Annotated in this window: 16 protein-coding genes; all 16 read left to right on the top strand. The window is 71.7% G+C overall.

The features are described from left to right. Positions 1-104 precede the first annotated feature (104 nt). The 16 genes from pyrR (at position 105) to Q9R27_RS06035 (ending at position 17,551) form a co-directional block, all read left to right on the top strand. The gene (gene pyrR / locus Q9R27_RS05960; protein ID WP_311251434.1) at positions 105-677 is read left to right on the top strand and encodes a bifunctional pyr operon transcriptional regulator/uracil phosphoribosyltransferase PyrR; all 573 of its coding nucleotides are present in this window, start codon (positions 105-107) and stop codon (positions 675-677) included. Continuing rightward, positions 674-1,606 (top strand): aspartate carbamoyltransferase catalytic subunit, encoded by a 933-nt coding sequence (locus Q9R27_RS05965; protein ID WP_311251435.1) that lies wholly within the window; start codon positions 674-676, stop codon positions 1,604-1,606. The genes pyrR and Q9R27_RS05965 overlap by 4 nt, the downstream gene beginning before the upstream one ends. Further along, entirely contained in the window at positions 1,603-2,913 is a 1,311-nt protein-coding gene (locus tag Q9R27_RS05970; RefSeq protein WP_311251436.1) for a dihydroorotase, read from the top strand. The genes Q9R27_RS05965 and Q9R27_RS05970 overlap by 4 nt, the downstream gene beginning before the upstream one ends. A 71-nt stretch (positions 2,914-2,984) precedes the next feature. Continuing rightward, complete coding sequence (gene carA / locus Q9R27_RS05975) at positions 2,985-4,181, top strand: glutamine-hydrolyzing carbamoyl-phosphate synthase small subunit (RefSeq protein ID WP_311251437.1); 1,197 nt, start codon at positions 2,985-2,987, stop codon at positions 4,179-4,181. Next, on the top strand, positions 4,181-7,546 hold the full coding sequence (gene carB / locus Q9R27_RS05980; RefSeq protein WP_311251438.1) for a carbamoyl-phosphate synthase large subunit: 3,366 nt from the start codon (positions 4,181-4,183) through the stop codon (positions 7,544-7,546). The genes carA and carB overlap by 1 nt, the downstream gene beginning before the upstream one ends. Next, positions 7,543-8,598 carry a quinone-dependent dihydroorotate dehydrogenase gene (locus Q9R27_RS05985; RefSeq protein WP_311251439.1) on the top strand — a complete coding sequence of 352 codons (1,056 nt, stop codon included), beginning with the start codon at positions 7,543-7,545 and terminating at the stop codon, positions 8,596-8,598. Before carB ends, Q9R27_RS05985 begins: the two co-directional genes overlap by 4 nt. 10 nt (positions 8,599-8,608) lie before the next feature. Beyond that, the gene (locus Q9R27_RS05990; RefSeq protein WP_311251440.1) at positions 8,609-9,448 is read left to right on the top strand and encodes a hypothetical protein; all 840 of its coding nucleotides are present in this window, start codon (positions 8,609-8,611) and stop codon (positions 9,446-9,448) included. Then, a complete protein-coding gene (locus Q9R27_RS05995) occupies positions 9,445-10,287 on the top strand; it encodes a nitronate monooxygenase (protein WP_311251441.1) in 843 nt (280 codons plus the stop codon). Before Q9R27_RS05990 ends, Q9R27_RS05995 begins: the two co-directional genes overlap by 4 nt. Continuing rightward, on the top strand, positions 10,284-11,141 hold the full coding sequence (gene pyrF, locus Q9R27_RS06000) for an orotidine-5'-phosphate decarboxylase (RefSeq protein WP_311251442.1): 858 nt from the start codon (positions 10,284-10,286) through the stop codon (positions 11,139-11,141). Before Q9R27_RS05995 ends, pyrF begins: the two co-directional genes overlap by 4 nt. Continuing rightward, positions 11,141-11,599 carry a hypothetical protein gene (locus Q9R27_RS06005; RefSeq protein ID WP_311251443.1) on the top strand — a complete coding sequence of 153 codons (459 nt, stop codon included), beginning with the start codon at positions 11,141-11,143 and terminating at the stop codon, positions 11,597-11,599. The genes pyrF and Q9R27_RS06005 overlap by 1 nt, the downstream gene beginning before the upstream one ends. A 78-nt stretch (positions 11,600-11,677) precedes the next feature. Beyond that, positions 11,678-11,998 (top strand): integration host factor, actinobacterial type, encoded by a 321-nt coding sequence (gene mihF, locus Q9R27_RS06010; RefSeq protein WP_311251444.1) that lies wholly within the window; start codon positions 11,678-11,680, stop codon positions 11,996-11,998. 4 nt (positions 11,999-12,002) lie between these two features. After that, positions 12,003-12,572, top strand: coding sequence for a guanylate kinase (gene gmk, locus Q9R27_RS06015; RefSeq protein WP_311251445.1), 570 nt, complete (start codon positions 12,003-12,005; stop codon positions 12,570-12,572). 49 nt (positions 12,573-12,621) lie between these two features. Then, complete coding sequence (rpoZ, locus tag Q9R27_RS06020) at positions 12,622-12,951, top strand: DNA-directed RNA polymerase subunit omega (protein ID WP_311251446.1); 330 nt, start codon at positions 12,622-12,624, stop codon at positions 12,949-12,951. A 17-nt stretch (positions 12,952-12,968) separates the two neighbouring features. After that, entirely contained in the window at positions 12,969-14,180 is a 1,212-nt protein-coding gene (gene coaBC / locus Q9R27_RS06025; protein ID WP_311251447.1) for a bifunctional phosphopantothenoylcysteine decarboxylase/phosphopantothenate--cysteine ligase CoaBC, read from the top strand. A gap of 73 nt (positions 14,181-14,253) precedes the next feature. Further along, the gene (gene metK, locus Q9R27_RS06030) at positions 14,254-15,456 is read left to right on the top strand and encodes a methionine adenosyltransferase (RefSeq protein ID WP_311251448.1); all 1,203 of its coding nucleotides are present in this window, start codon (positions 14,254-14,256) and stop codon (positions 15,454-15,456) included. A gap of 61 nt (positions 15,457-15,517) precedes the next feature. Further along, positions 15,518-17,551 carry a primosomal protein N' gene (locus tag Q9R27_RS06035; protein ID WP_311251449.1) on the top strand — a complete coding sequence of 678 codons (2,034 nt, stop codon included), beginning with the start codon at positions 15,518-15,520 and terminating at the stop codon, positions 17,549-17,551. Positions 17,552-17,603 lie beyond the last annotated feature (52 nt).

A 17,603-nucleotide genomic window follows, 5' to 3' on the forward strand; every position in this document is an offset into this window, starting at 1 on the left:
TGTCAGGTGGGGCTGCTGTGCGGACAGGCTGATAGGGTCGCCCCAGTTTCGACATCCTTTAACGAGCCGTCCGGTGAGGCGGAGAAGGAGGTCCGGCAGTTCCGATGCCTGCCCCCCACGAATCCAGCGAGGGCAATGCCGTCCTCGACGCCCGTGACATCGCCCGGGCGCTGACCCGCATCTCGCACGAGATCCTCGAGCGCAACAAGGGGCCCGAGAGCCTGCTGCTGCTCGGCCTGCACACCCGCGGCGTGCCGCTGGCCCGGCGCATCGCGGAGCGGATCACCGCCGTCGAGGGAACCCCGGTCGGGGTCGGCTCGCTCGACGTGACGATGTATCGCGACGACCTGCGCAGCCAGCCGGCCCGCGGCCCCCAGAGGACCGTCGTTCCGGCAACGGGGATCGACGGGTGCACCGTGGTCCTGGTCGACGACGTGCTCTTCTCCGGGCGCACCATCCGCGCCGCGCTGGACGCCCTCAACGACCTCGGCCGCCCCTCCGCAGTCCGGCTCGCGGTGCTGGTCGACCGCGGCCACCGCGAACTGCCGATCCGGGCCGACCACGTCGGCAAGAACCTGCCCAGCGCCCGCTCGGAGAAGGTCCGGGTCCGCCTCGAGGAGATCGACGGCATCGACGAGGTCCGCATCCACCAGTCGACCGGCGAGGAGGCCCGATGAAGCACCTGCTCTCGATGGCCGACCTGGACCGGGACGCCATCCGCACCCTCTTCACCACCGCCGCGGAGATGCACGACGTACAGCGCCGCGAGGTGAAGAAGCTCCCGGCGCTGCGCGGACGCACCGTGATCAACCTCTTCTTCGAGGACTCCACCCGGACCCGGTCCAGCTTCGAGATCGCCGGGAAGTGGCTCTCCGCAGACACCATCAACATCACCGGCAAGGGGTCCTCGACCTCCAAGGGCGAGAGCCTGCGCGACACCGTGCTGACCATCTGCGCCATGGGCGTCGACGCACTGGTGATGCGCCACAGCGCCAGCGGCGCCGCCCAGCAGGTCAGCCAGTGGGTGGACGCCGTGGTGATCAACGCCGGCGACGGGACCCACGAGCACCCCACCCAGGCGCTGCTCGACGCCTACAGCCTGGAGCGCGCCCTGGGCGGGCTCGAAGGACGCAAGGTCGCCATCGTCGGCGACCTGACCCACAGCAGGGTCTTCCGCAGCAACGTGATCGGCCTGGCCACCCTCGGCGCCGAGGTGACCGCGGTCGCCCCGCCGACGCTGATGCCCAGCGGCGTGGAGGCATGGTCGCACCAGGCCGGCTTCGCCGTCTCGCACGACCTCGACGAGGTGCTGCCGCAGGTGGACGCGGTGATGATGCTGCGGGTGCAGAAGGAGCGGATGGCCGGCGGCTTCTTCCCCAGCCCCCGCGAATACACCGTCGGCTACGGCCTGACCCGCCAGCGGCTCGCCTCGCTGCGCCCCGGGACACCGATCCTGCACCCGGGGCCGATGAACCGCGGACTCGAGATCGCCCCCGAGGCGGCCGACGCCGCCGCCAGCTTGGTCCTGGACCAGGTCTCGGCCGGGGTCGCGATCCGGATGTCCGTGCTCTACCACCTGCTCGCCGGAGAGGATGCAACCGCATGAGTCTCGTGATCCGGGGTGCCTCGCTGCTCGGCAGCCAGGCAGCCGACCTGTTGATCGTCGACGGGGTGATCCGCGAGGTCGGATCGGTCGACGCCTCGGGGGCCGAGGTGATCGATGCCGACGGCCTGGTGGTCCTGCCCGGCCTGGTCGACCTGCACACCCACCTGCGCGAACCCGGCCGCGAGGACGCCGAGACCATCCGCACCGGATCCGCGGCGGCCGCCGTCGGTGGTTACACCGCAGTCCTGGCAATGGCCAACACCAACCCGGTCACCGACACCGCCGAGTCCGCCGAGCGGGTCCTGGACCTGGGCCGGGCTGCCGGACTGGTCGACGTACAGCCGGTCGGAGCGGTGACCCGCGGACTGGGTGGCGAGGAACTCGCCGAACTCGGCCTGATGGCCCGGTCCCGGGCCCGGGTCCGGGTCTTCTCCGACGACGGGAAGTGCGTCGGTGACCCGCGGGTGATGCGACGGGCACTCGAATACGTCAAGGCGTTCGGCGGGGTCATCTCCCAGCACTCGCAGGACACCGCACTGGCCGGCTCCGGCGCCTGCTGCCACGAGGGCGAACTCTCCGGGCGGCTCGGCCTGCCCGGGTGGCCCTCGATCGCCGAGGAGGTCATCGTGGCGCGCGACGTGATGCTGGCCCGCCACACGGGCTCGCGCCTCCACGTCGCCCACGTCAGTACGGCGGGCAGCGTCGAGGTGATCCGCTGGGCGAAGGCCCAGGCCGAGCGGGACGGCACCTGGGGCGTCACGGCCGAGGTCACGCCGCACCACCTGCTGCTGACCACCGACCTGCTCACCGGCTATGACCCCACCTTCAAGGTCAACCCGCCGCTGCGTCCCGACGAGGACGTCCAGGCGCTCCGCGCGGCGCTGGCCGACGGCACCATCGATGCGGTGGCCACCGACCACGCGCCCCACGCACGCCACGACAAGGAACACGCCTTCGTCGACGCTGCGTTCGGCATGCTCGGGCTGGAGACCGCGCTGGGCGTGGTCAGCACCGTGATGCGCGAGCAGGGACTGCTGGACTGGGCCGGGGTCGCCTCGGTGATGTCGACCAACCCGGCGCGGATCGCCGGCCTGGAGGCACACGGGCACCGGATCGAGGTCGGTGCGCCGGCCAACCTGGTCCTCGTCGACCCCGAGGCGGAGCAGGTCGTGGACCGCGACGCGTCGGTCTCGCTCTCGCGGAACAACCCCTGGCACGGGCGCCGGCTCAGCGGCGCCGTGCACACCACGATGCTGCGCGGCCGGGTCACCGTCCATGCAGGATCCCTCACCGATGAGCAGGCGTGATCCACTGCTAGGATCACGACGCTCGAAGATCCTTTAACGACCCGTCCGGAGAGGCGGAGAAGGAGGTGGGCGTGCCTCAGCATGCCCCTGCCGACAGGCAGCAAGTTGCACACCCGGCGATCCTCGTCCTGGAAGACGGCCGCACGTTCCGCGGCGACTCCTACGGAGCACCGGGGGAGACCTTCGGCGAGGCCGTCTTCACCACCGGCATGACCGGCTACCAGGAGACGCTGACCGACCCGTCGTACCACCGCCAGGTGGTGGTGATGACCGCACCGCACGTCGGCAACACCGGCATCAACGACGAGGACCCCGAGTCCGACCGGATCTGGGTGGCCGGCTACGTGGTGCGCGACCCCGCCCGGGTCGCGTCCAACTGGCGCTCGCAGCGCACCCTCGACGACGAGCTGGTCGCCCACAGCGTGGTCGGCATCTCCGGGATCGACACCCGGGCCCTGACCCGCCACCTGCGCGAGCGCGGTGCGATGCGGGTCGGCATCTCCTCGGTCGAGACCGACCCCGAGGCGCTGCTGAAACGGGTCCTGGCCTCTGAGCCGATGAAGGGCGCCCAGCTCTCCGGGGAGGTCTCCACCTCCGAGCCGTACGTCGTCGCGGCCCGCAACCTGCCCGAGGGCACGAAGCCGTTCGTGGTCGCCGCGCTCGACCTCGGGATCAAGGCCAACACGCCCCGGATGATGAGCGAGCGGGGCATGGAGGTGCACGTCCTGCCCGCCACCTCCTCGCTCGAGGACGTGCTCGCCGTCGGCGGCGAGTCGGGACCCGACGGACTCTTCTTCTCCAACGGCCCCGGCGACCCGGCGGCCACCACCGGCCAGATCGACCTGCTCCGGGCAGCGCTGGAGCGGGACCTGCCCTACTTCGGCATCTGCTTCGGCAACCAGCTCTTCGGCCGGGCGCTGGGCCTGGACACCTACAAGCTCAAGTACGGCCACCGTGGCATCAACCAGCCGGTGATGGACCGCACCACCGGCAAGGTCGAGGTGACCACACACAACCACGGGTTCGCGGTCAAGTGGCCCGACGACCTCGACCGCGACCAGGCCTTCGCCTCGCCGTACGGCGACGTCACGGTCAGCCATGTCTGCCTCAACGACGACGTCGTGGAGGGACTGGAACTGCGCCGCCCCGACGGCTCCCTGCGCGCCTTCTCGGTGCAATACCACCCCGAATCCGCAGCAGGGCCACGTGATGCCTCTTACCTCTTCGACCGCTTCGCCCAACTCATGACCGAGAGGACGGGTGCCTGATGCCACGCCGTACCGACATCCAGTCCGTCCTCGTCATCGGGTCCGGCCCGATCGTGATCGGTCAGGCCTGCGAGTTCGACTACTCCGGCACCCAGGCCTGCCGGGTGCTCAAGGCCGAGGGGTTGCGGGTGATCCTGGTCAACTCCAACCCGGCCACGATCATGACCGACCCCGAGTTCGCCGACGCGACGTACGTCGAACCGATCACGCCCGAGTTCGTCGAGAAGGTGATCGCCAAGGAGCGCCCGGACGCGCTGCTGGCCACCCTCGGCGGCCAGACCGCGCTCAACTGCGCCGTCGCCCTGGACGCCGCCGGCGTCCTGGAGAAGTACGGCGTGGAGCTGATCGGCGCCCGGATCGACGCGATCCAGCGCGGGGAGAATCGCCAGGAGTTCAAGAAGATCGTCGACGAGCTCGGCGGCGAGTCCGCACGCTCGGTGATCTGCCACTCGATGGAGGACCTGCTCGCCGCAGCCGACGAGCTGGGCTACCCGATGGTGGTCCGGCCCAGCTTCACCATGGGCGGCGCCGGCTCCGGGATGGCCTACGACGAGGCGGACCTGCGCCGGATCGGCGGCTCGGGCCTGGCTGCCTCTCCGACCACCGAGGTGCTCCTGGAGGAGTCCATCCTCGGGTGGAAGGAGTACGAGCTCGAGGTGATGCGTGACACCAGCGACAACGTGGTGATCATCTGCTCGATCGAGAACGTCGACCCGATGGGCGTCCACACCGGTGACTCGATCACCGTGGCACCGGCGATGACCCTGACCGACCGCGAATACCAGAAGATGCGCGACCTCGCGATCGGGATCATCCGCGCCGTCGGCGTCGACACCGGCGGCTGCAACATCCAGTACGCCGTGAACCCGGCAGACGGTCGCCTGATCGTGATCGAGATGAACCCGCGGGTCTCCCGCTCCTCGGCGCTGGCGTCGAAGGCGACCGGGTTCCCGATCGCCAAGATCGCGGCCAAGGTCGCGATCGGCTACACGCTCGACGAGATCCCCAACGACATCACCACCCCGGCCCCCGGTGAGGACGACGGCTGGCGCCCCTACACGCCGGCTGCCTTCGAGCCGGCCCTGGACTACGTCGTGGTCAAGGTCCCGCGGTTCGCCTTCGAGAAGTTCCCCGGTGCGGACCCGGTGCTGACCACGCACATGAAGTCGGTCGGCGAGGCGATGGCGATCGGACGCAACTTCACCGAGGCGCTGCAGAAGGCCCTGCGCTCCCTGGAGAGCAAGGACGCCGCCTTCGACTGGAGCCACACCTGGGTCGACCTCGACAAGGAGGCGCTGCTGGCCGAGGTGGCCGTGCCGCACGACGGCCGGCTGCGCAAGGTGATGGACGCGATCCGCGCCGGTGCCAGCCTGGAGGAGCTCTTCGAAGCGACGAAGATCGACCCCTGGTTCCTGGACCAGCTGGTGCTGATCAACGAGATCGCCGGCGAGATCGCGGCCGCGGACGGACTCAGCCCCGCGTTGCTGCGCCGCGCCAAGCGCCACGGCTTCTCCGACGCCCAGATCGGCAGGATCCGCAACATGTCCGCCGACGTGGTCCGCGGCGTCCGGCACGCACTCGGGGTCCGCCCGGTCTTCAAGACCGTCGACACCTGCGCCGCCGAGTTCGCCGCCGCCACGCCGTACTACTACTCCTCCTACGACGAGGAGACCGAGGTGCTGCCGCGCCCCGAGGGCAAGGAGGCCGTGATCATCCTCGGCTCCGGGCCGAACCGGATCGGGCAGGGGATCGAGTTCGACTACTCCTGCGTCCACGCCAGCCTGGAACTCTCCGCGGCCGGCTACGAGACGATCATGGTCAACTGCAACCCGGAGACCGTCTCCACCGACTACGACACCTCGGACCGCCTCTACTTCGAGCCGCTCACCCTCGAGGACGTCCTGGAGATCGTCGACGCCGAGCGTGCGGCCGGCCCCGTTGCCGGGGTCATCTGCCAGCTCGGTGGGCAGACGCCGCTCGGCCTGGCCCGTGGCCTGGAGGAGGCCGGCGTGAAGATCGTCGGCACCTCACCCGCCGCGATCGACCTGGCCGAGGAGCGCGGTGCCTTCGGGCGGGTGCTGGCCGAGGCGAACCTCCCGGCGCCCAAGCACGGCACCGCGACCACGTTCGGCCAGGCACAGCAGATCGCCAACGAGATCGGCTACCCGGTGCTGGTCCGCCCCTCCTACGTGCTCGGCGGACGCGGCATGGAGATCGTGTACGACGACGAGGCGCTGGAGTCCTACCTGGCCAAGTACGTCGCCAACGGCCTGATCAACGAGGCCCAGCCGGTCCTGGTCGACCGCTTCCTCGACGACGCGGTCGAGATCGACGTGGACGCGCTCTTCGACGGCACCGACCTCTTCCTGGGTGGCGTGATGGAGCACATCGAGGAGGCCGGGATCCACTCCGGTGACTCCTCGTGCGCACTGCCGCCGATCACCTTGGGCAGCTCGGAGATCGAGCGGATCCGCCAGTCCACCGAGGCGATCGCCCGGGGCGTCGGGGTCCGCGGCCTGCTCAACATCCAGTACGCGATGGCATCGGACGTGCTCTACGTCCTGGAGGCGAACCCGCGGGCCTCGCGCACCGTGCCGTTCGTCTCCAAGGCGACCGCGACGCCGATGGCCAAGGCCGCGGCGCGGGTGATGCTCGGGGCGAGCATCGCCGAGTTGCGCAGCGAGGGCCTGCTCCCGGCGACCGGCGACGGAGGTGCCCTGCCCGACGGTTCGCCGATCGCGGTCAAGGAGGCGGTGATGCCGTTCAACCGGTTCCGCACCCCCGACGGCACGATGGTGGACGCCGTGCTCGGCCCGGAGATGCGCTCGACCGGCGAGGTGATGGGCTTCGACGCCAACTTCGGCACCGCCTTCGCCAAGGCCGAGGCCGGCGCCTACGGCTCGCTCCCGCTGGGCGGCAAGGTGTTCGTCTCGGTGGCCAACCGCGACAAGCGCCACATGATCTTCCCGATCAAGCAGCTGGCCGAGATGGGCTTCGAGGTGCTCGCCACGGCGGGCACTGCCGAGGTGCTGCGCCGCAACAGCGTACCGGCCTCCGTGGTCCGCAAGCACTTCGAGGGCGAGGGCCCCGACGGCGAGCCGACCGTGGTCGGGCTGATCCATGCCGGGGAGATCGCGCTGGTCGTCAACACCCCGCACGGCACCACCAGTGGCGGGTCCCCGCGGGTCGACGGCTACGAGATCCGGGCCGCGGCGATCATGACCGACATCCCGTGCATCACCACCGTCCAGGGCCTCGGCGCCGCGGTGCAGGGCATCCAGGCCATGCGCGCCGGCGAGATCGGTGTGCGCTCGTTGCAGGAGTGGGCCACCATGCTGGCCGGATCGGGGCAGGAGGACGGGTGAAGCCCTACGCCCTGGCCTTCGACCACCTGCTGACCCGCACCGACCCCGAGCAGGCACACCACGCTGCCTTCGCGGCGATCCGTGCAGGTGCGCCGGTCACCCGGGCAGTGCTCCGGCCGACGGTCACCGACCGGCCGGTGTCGGCGATGGGCCTCACCTTCGCCAATCCGCTCGGCCTGGCGGCGGGGTTCGACAAGAACGCGGTCGGCATCGACGCGCTGGCCGCGCTCGGCTTCTCGCACGTCGAGATCGGCACCGTCACCGGGGAGCCGCAGCCGGGCAACCCGCGCCCGCGGCTTTTCCGGCTCACCGCGGACCGTGCGGTGGTCAACCGGATGGGGTTCAACAACGACGGTGCCGAGGTGGTCTCCCGGCGCCTGGCCGCCCGCCGGGCCCGGATGGAGCGCACCGGGGCCCACGGCCCGGTGCTCGGCGTGAACATCGGCAAGACCAAGGTGGTCGACGAGGCGGACGCGATCGGCGACTACGAGAAGTCGACCACCCTGCTGGCTCCGCTGGCCGACTACCTGGTCGTCAACGTGAGCTCGCCGAACACCCCGGGACTGCGCAACCTGCAGGCGATCGACAAGCTCGAGCCGCTGTTGCGTGCGGTACGCCGTCGCGCCGATGAGGTCACCGAGCACCGGGTTCCGCTGCTGGTCAAGATCGCTCCCGACCTGGACGACGACGACGTCCTGGCCGTCGCCGACCTGGCCCGCGCCGTGGGCCTGTCCGGGGTGATCGCCACCAACACCACCATCACCCGCGACGGGCTGGCCAGCCCCGCCGCCGAGGTGGCCGCGGTCGGTGCCGGTGGCCTCTCGGGTCGCCCCCTGGCGGCGCGCTCGCTCGAGGTGCTGCGGCTGCTCGCCGGACGCGTGGCGGACCTGACCCTGGTCTCCGTCGGCGGCATCACCACCCCCCGGGACGCGCAGGAGCGTCTGGACGCCGGGGCCACGCTGTTGCAGGGATACACCGGATTCATCTACGAAGGCCCGCTGTGGCCGCGCCGGGTGCTTGCCGGCCTCGCTGGGCCGGGGCCGCGGACCTGATGGGGACCCGATGAGCAGGGCCAACGAGCGGCTCCACGTCACCGGCGAAGTGCTGTCGGTGCGGAAGGTGGGTGCCTACCGCCAGTTGACCCTGGTCGCACCGGGGATCCCCGAACTCTCCCGCCCCGGCAACTTCGTCGCCGTCTCCGTGGGCCAGACCCAGCCACGCGGCCACCTGGCCCGGCGCAGTCTGTGGATCCACCGGGTGCGGCACACCGGCAGCCACGGCGCCACCCTGGAAGTCATCGTCGAACCGGTCGGTGCAGGTTCGCGCTGGCTGGCCGGCCTCACCCAGGGCGCGAAGGTCGAACTGACCGGGCCGCTGGGGCGCCCGTTCGCCCAGCCCCGGGAACCGGTCGGCTGCCTGCTGGTCGGGGAGGGCTATGCCGCGGCGCCCCTCTTCGGTCTGGCCGAACGCCTGCGGGAGCGTGGCTGCGTGGTCTCGATGCTGCTCGGTGCCAGCGACGAACCGCACCTGCTCGCGGCACTCGAGGCGCGCCGCTCGGCCCGGTCGGTCACCGTGGTCACCGGCGATGGGTCGGTGGGGCGGCGCGGCGTGATCAGCGATGCGTTGCCCGAACTGCTGGAACGCCTCGGGGTGGATGTCGTCTACGGAGCCGGCTCATTGGCGACGCTGCACGCGGTGGCCACTGCGGCCGAGCAGCACGGCGCGTGGAGCCAGGTCGCCCTGGAGCTGCCGCAACCGTGCGGCACCGGGCTCTGCCAGGGGTGTCCGGCGCCGGTCGTCGGTGAGGACGGCGTACCCCGGGTGGTCCGTGCCTGCTACGAGGGCCCTGTGATCCGCGGCGACCGGGTCCGCTGGGACGCGCTGGTCGGGGGAGCGCCATGACGACTGCGCTGGCGGTGCCGGGCCTGGCGATGGCCTCGCCGGTGATGGTGGCCGCGGGCTGTGGCGGCACCGGCCCCGAACTCGACGCGCTGGCCCCGCTGGCCGGACTCGGCGCCTTCGTCACCCGCACCGTCACCCTGGATGCGCGCCTGGGCGGTCCGCCGCCGCGGCTCGCGGAGTCGCCCTCGGGCTTCATCAACGCCATCGGCCTGCAGAACCCGGGCATCGACCAGTTCCTGGCCCGGGAGCTGCCCTGGCTGGCCGCGCACACCGTGCCCGCCGTGGTCTCCGTGGCCGGGGCCAGCATCGGGGAGTACGCCGCGATCACCCGACGTCTGGCGGTCGCCCCGGGGGTCGCCGGTGTCGAGGTGAACGTCTCCGTCCCCGACGGGGTCGACCTGGGCCTCTTCGATGCCAGTGAGCCGTTCGCCGCTGCCCGCGCGGTCTCCGCCGTACGCCGTGAACTGCCGCGCGGCATCCCGGTCCTGGCCAAGCTCGCGCCGGAGGCCGGCCGCGTCGCTGAGTTCGCGCGTGCCGTCGCCGAGGCCGGGGCAGACGCCGTCGTGGTCGGCAACGCCGTGCCGGCCGTGATGCCCCAGGGGCGCCCCGGCGGGCTCTCCGGCCCGGCGATCGCGCCACTGGCCCTGCGTTGCGTCGCGGCCGTGCGTGAGGCTGCCGCCGAACTGCCGGTGATCGCGGCCGGCGGGGTCCAGGACACGGCCGGTGCCCGCGCCTTCCTCGACCTGGGTGCCGTCGCCGTCCAGGTCGGCACCGCACTGCTCCATGATCCGACCGTCGCCGCGCGGATCGCGGCCGAGCTCCAGGGAGAGACCAGATGACAGCCACCTCCGCCACCATTCCGTTCGGCGCCCGCTTCGCTGCCGCCGTCAGCGACCGCGGCCCGGTCTGCGCCGGGATCGACCCGCACGCCGGATTGCTCGCCGCATGGGGCCTGGAAGACACGGTCTCCGGGCTGGAGAAGTTCGCCCTCGGCGCGGCGGAGGCGATCGCCGGTGAGGCCGCCCTGGTCAAGCCGCAGTCGGCCTTCTATGAGCGGTTCGGCTCGCGTGGCATCGCCGTCCTGGAACAGGTGATCGCCACCTGCCGCGAGGCCGGCGCGCTGGTCCTGCTCGACGTCAAGCGCGGCGACATCGGCTCGACCTCGCAGGCCTACGCCGACGCCTACCTCGACCCGTCGTCCCCGCTGGCCGTCGATGCGATCACGGCCAGCCCCTACCTGGGCCTGGGCTCCCTGTCGCCGATGTTCGAGACGGCCACGCGCCATGGCGGTGGGGTCTTCGTGCTCGCCCTGACCTCGAATCCGGAGGCGCCGCAGGTGCAGCACGCCCGCGTCGAGGACGGGGCCGGGCGGAGTGTCGCCGGGACCGTGCTGGCCGGGCTGGGTGACCTCAACGCGGGCGCCGAGCCGCTCGGCTCCTTCGGTGCGGTGATCGGAGCCACCATCGGGGAGACGGGGGAGTCGTTCGACTTCAACGGCCCGATCCTCGCCCCGGGGGTGGGTGCCCAGGGCGGCACCATCGACGACGTGCGCCGGATCTTCGGGGCCGCTGCCGCCCACGTCTCGCCGAGCAGTTCGCGCGGCCTGCTCCGCTCCGGCCCGGACCCGGTCGCCCTGCGGGACGCCGTACGCCGCGAGAACGACGCCTTCCGTTCGCTCCTCGGCAGCGCCTGATGCCGCTGCGCCGCCGGATCACCATCCTTGCGCTGGTGGTCGCCCTGGGCACGGCGCCGTTGACCGGGTGCTCGGGCTCGGCGGAGGACCAGCGGGCCGGCTACTGCGAGGCGGTCTCGACGCACAGCGCCACCCTCACCCGGATCGCCGACGAGGAGGGGGCCGGCGGCTTCCTCAGCGCCCTGCCGATCCTGGAGGAGTTGGGGCGCGAGGCGCCACGCGACCTGGTGGACGAGTGGGCGACCCTGCTCAACGCCCTGCACGGGTTGCGCGACGCGCTGCAGGCGGCCGGACTGGAGCCGGACGACGTGGCGGGCGAACTGCCCGACGACCTGGCCGAGGCCGAGCGGCGCCGGATCCGCGGCGCGGCCTCGGTGCTCGCCTCGCCCGAGGTGCAGCGGGCCACCGCCGGGATCGAGCAGCACGCCCTCGACGTCTGCGGCGTCTCGCTGTTGTGACCTGCGTTGCCGAACGGATCGGGCTGTGACTAGATTGACCACGTCCCACCTGCCGATCGATTGACGAGGACCCCTTCCGTGGCCCTGCCCCCGCTCACCCCCGAACAGCGCCAGGCTGCCCTGGACAAGGCCGCCGCCTCCCGCCGGGAGCGTGCCGAGGTGAAGAACCGCCTCAAGAACTCGGGTGCGTCGATCTCCGACGTGCTGCGCGAGGGACAGACCAACGAGGTCATCGGCAAGATGAAGGTGATCGACCTACTCCAGTCGATGCCCGGCCTGGGCAAGGTGCGGGCCAAGGCCCTGATGGAGCGCCTCAGCATTGCGGAGAGCCGCCGAGTGCGCGGGCTGGGCATCAAGCAGCTCGCAGCGCTCGAGGCGGAGTTCTCCTCGCGGGGTTGAGCAGGTGAGCCAGACCGATGCACCGGCACGCCTGGTCGTGCTGGCCGGGCCGACCGCCGTCGGCAAGGGGACGGTCGCTGGAGTGATCCGCGACGACCACCCCGACGTGTGGATCTCCGTCTCGGCGACCACGCGCGCGCCGCGGCCCGGGGAGGTGGACGGGGTCCACTACCACTTCGTCACCGACGCCGAGTTCGACGAGATGATCGCCCAGGGCGCGCTGCTGGAGTGGGCGGTGGTCCACAAGTCAGCCCGGTACGGCACGCCCCGCGGACCGGTCGAGGAAGCCCTGGCCCAGGGGCGTCCGGCGCTGCTCGAGATCGACCTGCAAGGCGCCCGCCAGGTCAAGGCCACCATGCCCGAGGCGCTCTTCGTCTTCCTGGCGCCGCCGTCGTGGGAGGAACTGGTCCGCCGCCTCGTCGGCCGCGGCACGGAGGGCGAGCGGGAACGGGAGCGCCGGCTGGAGACTGCACGGGGTGAACTGGCCGCCGAGGCGGAGTTCGACACCACCATCGTCAACCACGAAGTTCACGATGCTGCGCAGGAGTTGGTAACCTTGATGAAGGCGCAGTGATCTTCTCCTGCCCCGATCCTGATTCATCCATCAATTTTCTGTGAGGCGTGTGCACGTGTCTGTCCCCACCGGCGAGGGTGTCACCTTCCCCCCGATCGATGATCTGCTCACCAAGACGGACTCGAAGTACAAGCTGGTCCTCTACAGCGCCAAGCGCGCCCGGCAGATCAACGCCTACTACTCCCAGCTCGGCGAGGGCCTGCTCGAGTACGTCGGCCCACTCGTGGACACCCACGTCCAGGAGAAGCCGCTTTCCATCGCCCTGCGCGAGATCAACGACGACCTGCTCACCTGCGAGGACGTCGACCCGGCCGAGCTGGCTGCCGAGGAAGCCGCCCGTGCCGCGGCTGCCGAGGCCGACCTCGCCAGCGCCGAGTAGTCCCGGAGCCCCGGTCGATGGCCCGCGTCGTCCTTGGCGTCAGCGGCGGCATCGCGGCCTACAAGGCCTGCGAGCTGCTGCGGCGATTCACCGAATCGGGCCATGACGTCACCGTCGTGCCGACGGCTGCCGCCCTGGAGTTCGTCGGTGCCCCGACCTGGGCGGCACTCTCCGGCAAGCCGGTCAGCAGCGAGGTGTGGGACGACGTACACGCGGTCCCGCACGTGAAGATCGGCCAGGAGGCCGACCTCGTCGTCGTCGCCCCGGCCACGGCCGACCTGCTGGCCAAGGCGGCCCACGGCCAGGCCGGCGACCTGCTCACCAACACCCTGCTCACCGCACGCTGCCCGGTGGTCTTCGCGCCCGCCATGCACACCGAGATGTGGGAGCACCCGGCCACCACGGCGAACGTGGCCACGCTGCGCGAGCGCGGCAATGTCGTGATCGAGCCGGCCGAGGGCCGGCTCACCGGCAAGGACACCGGCAAGGGCCGCCTCCCCGAGCCTGCCGCGATCTTCGAGTTCTGCCTCGACGTGCTCGACCGGGGCGCGCCGAGTGGCGACCTGGCCGGCCGCCACGTCCTCGTCTCCGCCGGGGGCACCCGCGAGCCACTGGACCCGGTGCGCTTCCTGGGCAACCGCTCCTCGGGCCTCCAGGGCATTGCCCTGGCCCGGACCGCCGCCGCCCGGGGCGCCGAGGTCACCCTGGTCGCCGCCAACGTCACGGTCCCCACCCCGGCCGGGGTGAAGGTGGTCCAGGTGGCCACCACCGCCGAATTGCGCGACGCGATGCTCGAGGCCGCGCCGTCGGCCGATGCCATCGTGATGGCAGCCGCACCGGCGGACTTCCGGCCGGTCGCGACCAGCGGCCACAAGATCAAGAAGGCGGCCGACGGGTCGGCACCCAGCATCGAACTGGCGCAGAACCCGGACATCCTCAAGGAACTCTCCGGCGACCGGGCGAAGGCCCGACAGGTCATCGTCGGCTTCGCCGCGGAGACCGGCGACGAGACGGGGACCGTGCTGGAACTGGCCACCGCGAAACTGGCGCGCAAGGGCTGCGACCTGCTCGTGGTCAACGACGTCAGCGGGGGAGCGGTCTTCGGAAGCGGGGAGAACGAGGCCGTCATCCTCGCTGTGGACGGTGGACCGACCCCGGTCCCGCGGGGGAGCAAGGCCCGCGTGGCCCACGCGATCTGGGACCAGGTCGCCTCCCGCCTGGACCGCTGAGACGCTGGAACGTAACTCGTTCTACCGCAGTATCGTTCAAGCAGCACCCCAACAATTCAGGAGTGAAACACCCGTGGCTGGACGTCTCTTCACGTCGGAGTCCGTGACCGAAGGTCACCCCGACAAGATCGCTGACCAGATCAGCGACACCGTTCTCGACTACCTCATGGCCAACGACGCCGACACCGCGAACCTGCGCGTGGCGGTCGAGACCCTCCTGACCACCGGCCTCGTGGTCGTCGCCGGCGAGGTCCGCACCAACGCCTATGCGCCGGTGGCCGAACTGGTGCGCAAGAAGATCCTCGAAATCGGCTACGACCACTCCGACAAGGGCTTCGACGGCACCACCTGTGGTGTCCAGGTCGCCATCGGTGGACAGTCCGCCGACATCGCCGCGGGCGTTGACGACGGCCACGAGTCCCGGGTCGGCAGCAGTGAGGACGACCTCGACAAGCGTGGAGCCGGCGACCAGGGCCTGATGTTCGGCTACGCCTGTGACGACACACCCGAGCTGTTCCCGCTGCCGATCAAGATCGCCCAGACGCTCTCCGAGCGCCTCTCTGCGGTCCGCAAGGACGGCACGCTGGACTACCTGCGTCCCGACGGCAAGACCCAGGTCACCATCGAGTACGACGACCAGAACCGCCCGGTGCGCATCGACACCGTGGTCCTCTCCACCCAGCACGCCGAGGAGATCGACCACGCCACCCTCGAGGCCGACATCAAGAAGCACGTGATCGACGCCGTGCTGGAGGGCTTCGACATCCCGTCGGAGGGCTACCGCCTGCTGGTCAACCCGACCGGCAAGTTCGTCGTCGGCGGCCCGATGGGTGACGCCGGGCTGACCGGCCGGAAGATCATCGTGGACACCTACGGCGGCATGGCCCGCCACGGTGGTGGCGCGTTCTCCGGCAAGGACCCGTCGAAGGTTGACCGCTCTGCGGCGTACGCGATGCGCTGGGTCGCCAAGAACGTGGTGGCCGCCGGCCTGGCCCGCCAGTGCGAGGTGCAGGTCGCCTACGCGATCGGCAAGGCACACCCGGTCGGGGTCTTCATCGAGACCTTCGGCACCGGCACTGTCCCCGACGAGAAGATCCAGCAGGCGGTCCTGGAGGTCTTCGACCTGCGCCCGGCCGCGATCATCCGCGACCTGGACCTGCTCCGCCCGATCTATGCCAAGACCGCGGCGTACGGCCACTTCGGTCGCGAGCTCCCCGAGTTCACCTGGGAGCGCACCGACCGCGCCGACGCGCTCAAGGCCGCCGCCAACGCCTGAGGCCAGCACCGCTGCCTCACCAGGAGAGCAGTGTGTCGGGCCCCACTGGTAGGAATGCCGCGTGGAGCCCAACGAGCCAGACCAGCCCGGGAAGCAGCAGGAACTGCTTCCCGGGCTGGTCCGTGCCCGGATCAGCAAGGCGGCACCGGCCAGGAAGCAGGTCGAACTGGCCGCGACCGACCCGGTCGCCCGGGTGCTGGTCGACGTCGCACTGGCCCACCTGGACCGCACCTTCGACTACGCGGTGCCGGCGACCATGGCCGACTCCGCGCTGCCCGGCGTACGGGTCAAGGTCCGCTTCGCCGGCCAGGACGTCGACGGGTTCCTCCTCGAACGGGTGGCCGCCTCGGAGCATGAGGGACGCCTGCAGCCCCTGCGCCGGGTGGTCAGCGCCGAGCCCGTGCTCAGCGCGGCGGTGGCGCGGCTGAGTGGTGACATCGCCCGCAGGTACGCCGGCACCCGCTCCGACGTCCTCCGGTTGGCGATCCCGCCCCGGCATGCCACCACCGAGAAGGAACCCTCCCCGGTGGCCGGGCCGGTCGCCGCCGCCCCGCAACGGGCGCGATCGGGGTGGCAGGAACTGGTCCACGGCCCGTCCTTCCTGGCTGCCCTGGCCGACGGGCGCACGCCGCGCGCGGTCTGGTCACCCCCTCCGGGCGCCGACTGGACGGCCTTGGTCGCCGAGGCTGCTGCCGTCACCGCCGCGGCCGGCCGGGGCGTGCTGGTCTGCGTCCCCGACGGCAAGGACCTCGCCCGCCTCGACGCAGCCCTCACCGCCGCGCTGGGCCCCGACCGGCACGTGGTGCTCACCGCGGAGAGCGGCCCCGCCGCCCGCTATCGCGCCTTCCTCGCGGTCTCCCGCGGTGCGGTCCGGGTGGTGGCCGGCACCCGGGCGGCTGCCTTCGCTCCCGTGGCCGACCTCGGACTGGTGGTGATCTGGGACGACGGGGACGACCTGTACGTCGAGCCGCGGGCGCCGTACCCGCACACTCGCGAGGTGCTGCTCACCCGCGCCGAACTCGAGGGGACGGCCGCACTCGTCGGCGGCTACGCACGCACCGTGGAGGGCCACTTCCTGGTCGCCACCGGCTGGGCCGCCGAACTGGTTCCCGAACGCGCCGTGGTGCGCCGCGGGGTGACGGTGGCGGTGACCGGCGCCACCGACCGCGAACTCGAGCGTGACCCGAGCGGGCGAGCCGCCCAGGTGCCCCGCCAGGCGTTCGACCTGATCCGTGCCGCACTCGCCACCGGTCCGGTCCTGGTGCAGGCACCGCGTGCCGGGTACGCCGCCAGCCTGGCCTGCGCCCGCTGCCGTACGCCGGCCCGGTGCCGCGCCTGCGCCGGTCCACTGCGCCAGTCGCGCGCCGACCTCGCCCCGGCATGTGCCTGGTGCGGGACCAGTGCCGGTGACTTCGCCTGCACCGAATGCGGCCACCGCGGGCTGCGTGCCCCGGTGCGCGGCGAAGCACGCACGGCCGAGGAGCTCGGCCGGGCGTTGCCCGGCACCAGGATCCGCGGCAGCAGCGGCGACCACGTCATCGACCGCGTGGGCGCCGAACCTGCCGTCGTGGTCGCCACGCCGGGGGCCGAGCCCGTCGCCGAGGACGGCTATGCGGCCGTCGTCCTGCTCGACACGGCACTGGTGCTGGGCAGGCCCGGCCTGCGCACGGCCGAGGAGGCGCTGCGCCGCTGGATGAACGCAGCGGCCCTGGTCCGCCCCGGCGGCAAGGTGCTGGCCGTGGGCGACCCAGCGGATCCGACGCTGCAGGCCCTGGTCCGTTGGGACCCGGGCGGTTTTGCCGCCCGGGAGACCGAGGAGCGCCGATCTGCCCACCTCCCGCCGGCCAGCAGGATGGCCACGATCAGCGGCGAGGCCGGTGCCGTCGACGATGCCCTCACCGTGCTCGGCCCCGTGCCGGATGTCGAGGTGCTCGGGCCGGTCCCGGCCGGCGATGGCGACGAGGTGCGGGTGGTGCTGCGCGTCCCGCGGGCACGGAGCGCGGCCCTGGCCGAGGCACTCGGCCAGCTGCAGCGGGTCCGCGCGGCCCGGAAGCTGGACGCGGTCCGGGTCCAGGTCGACCCCTACGTCCTCTGAACGGATCCGCCCCGTCGGCCGTACACTGATCGGCGCAATCGAACAGCAAGGA

The organism is Nocardioides sp. AE5 (genome assembly GCF_031844485.1).
Taxonomy (GTDB): Bacteria; Actinomycetota; Actinomycetes; order Propionibacteriales; family Nocardioidaceae; genus Nocardioides.

Bases quoted from the DNA above. Each gene is read 5' to 3' on its own strand.
- Q9R27_RS05970 (WP_311251436.1), top strand. From the start codon at position 1,603: ATGAGTCTCGTGATCCGGGGTGCCTCGCTGCTCGGCAGCCAGGCAGCC.
- pyrF (WP_311251442.1), top strand. From the start codon at position 10,284: ATGACAGCCACCTCCGCCACCATTCCGTTCGGCGCCCGCTTCGCTGCC.
- Q9R27_RS05995 (WP_311251441.1), top strand. From the start codon at position 9,445: ATGACGACTGCGCTGGCGGTGCCGGGCCTGGCGATGGCCTCGCCGGTG.
- Q9R27_RS05990 (WP_311251440.1), top strand. From the start codon at position 8,609: ATGAGCAGGGCCAACGAGCGGCTCCACGTCACCGGCGAAGTGCTGTCG.
- pyrR (WP_311251434.1), top strand. From the start codon at position 105: ATGCCTGCCCCCCACGAATCCAGCGAGGGCAATGCCGTCCTCGACGCC.
- Q9R27_RS06005 (WP_311251443.1), top strand. From the start codon at position 11,141: ATGCCGCTGCGCCGCCGGATCACCATCCTTGCGCTGGTGGTCGCCCTG.
- coaBC (WP_311251447.1), top strand. From the start codon at position 12,969: ATGGCCCGCGTCGTCCTTGGCGTCAGCGGCGGCATCGCGGCCTACAAG.
- Q9R27_RS05965 (WP_311251435.1), top strand. From the start codon at position 674: ATGAAGCACCTGCTCTCGATGGCCGACCTGGACCGGGACGCCATCCGC.
- carB (WP_311251438.1), top strand. From the start codon at position 4,181: ATGCCACGCCGTACCGACATCCAGTCCGTCCTCGTCATCGGGTCCGGC.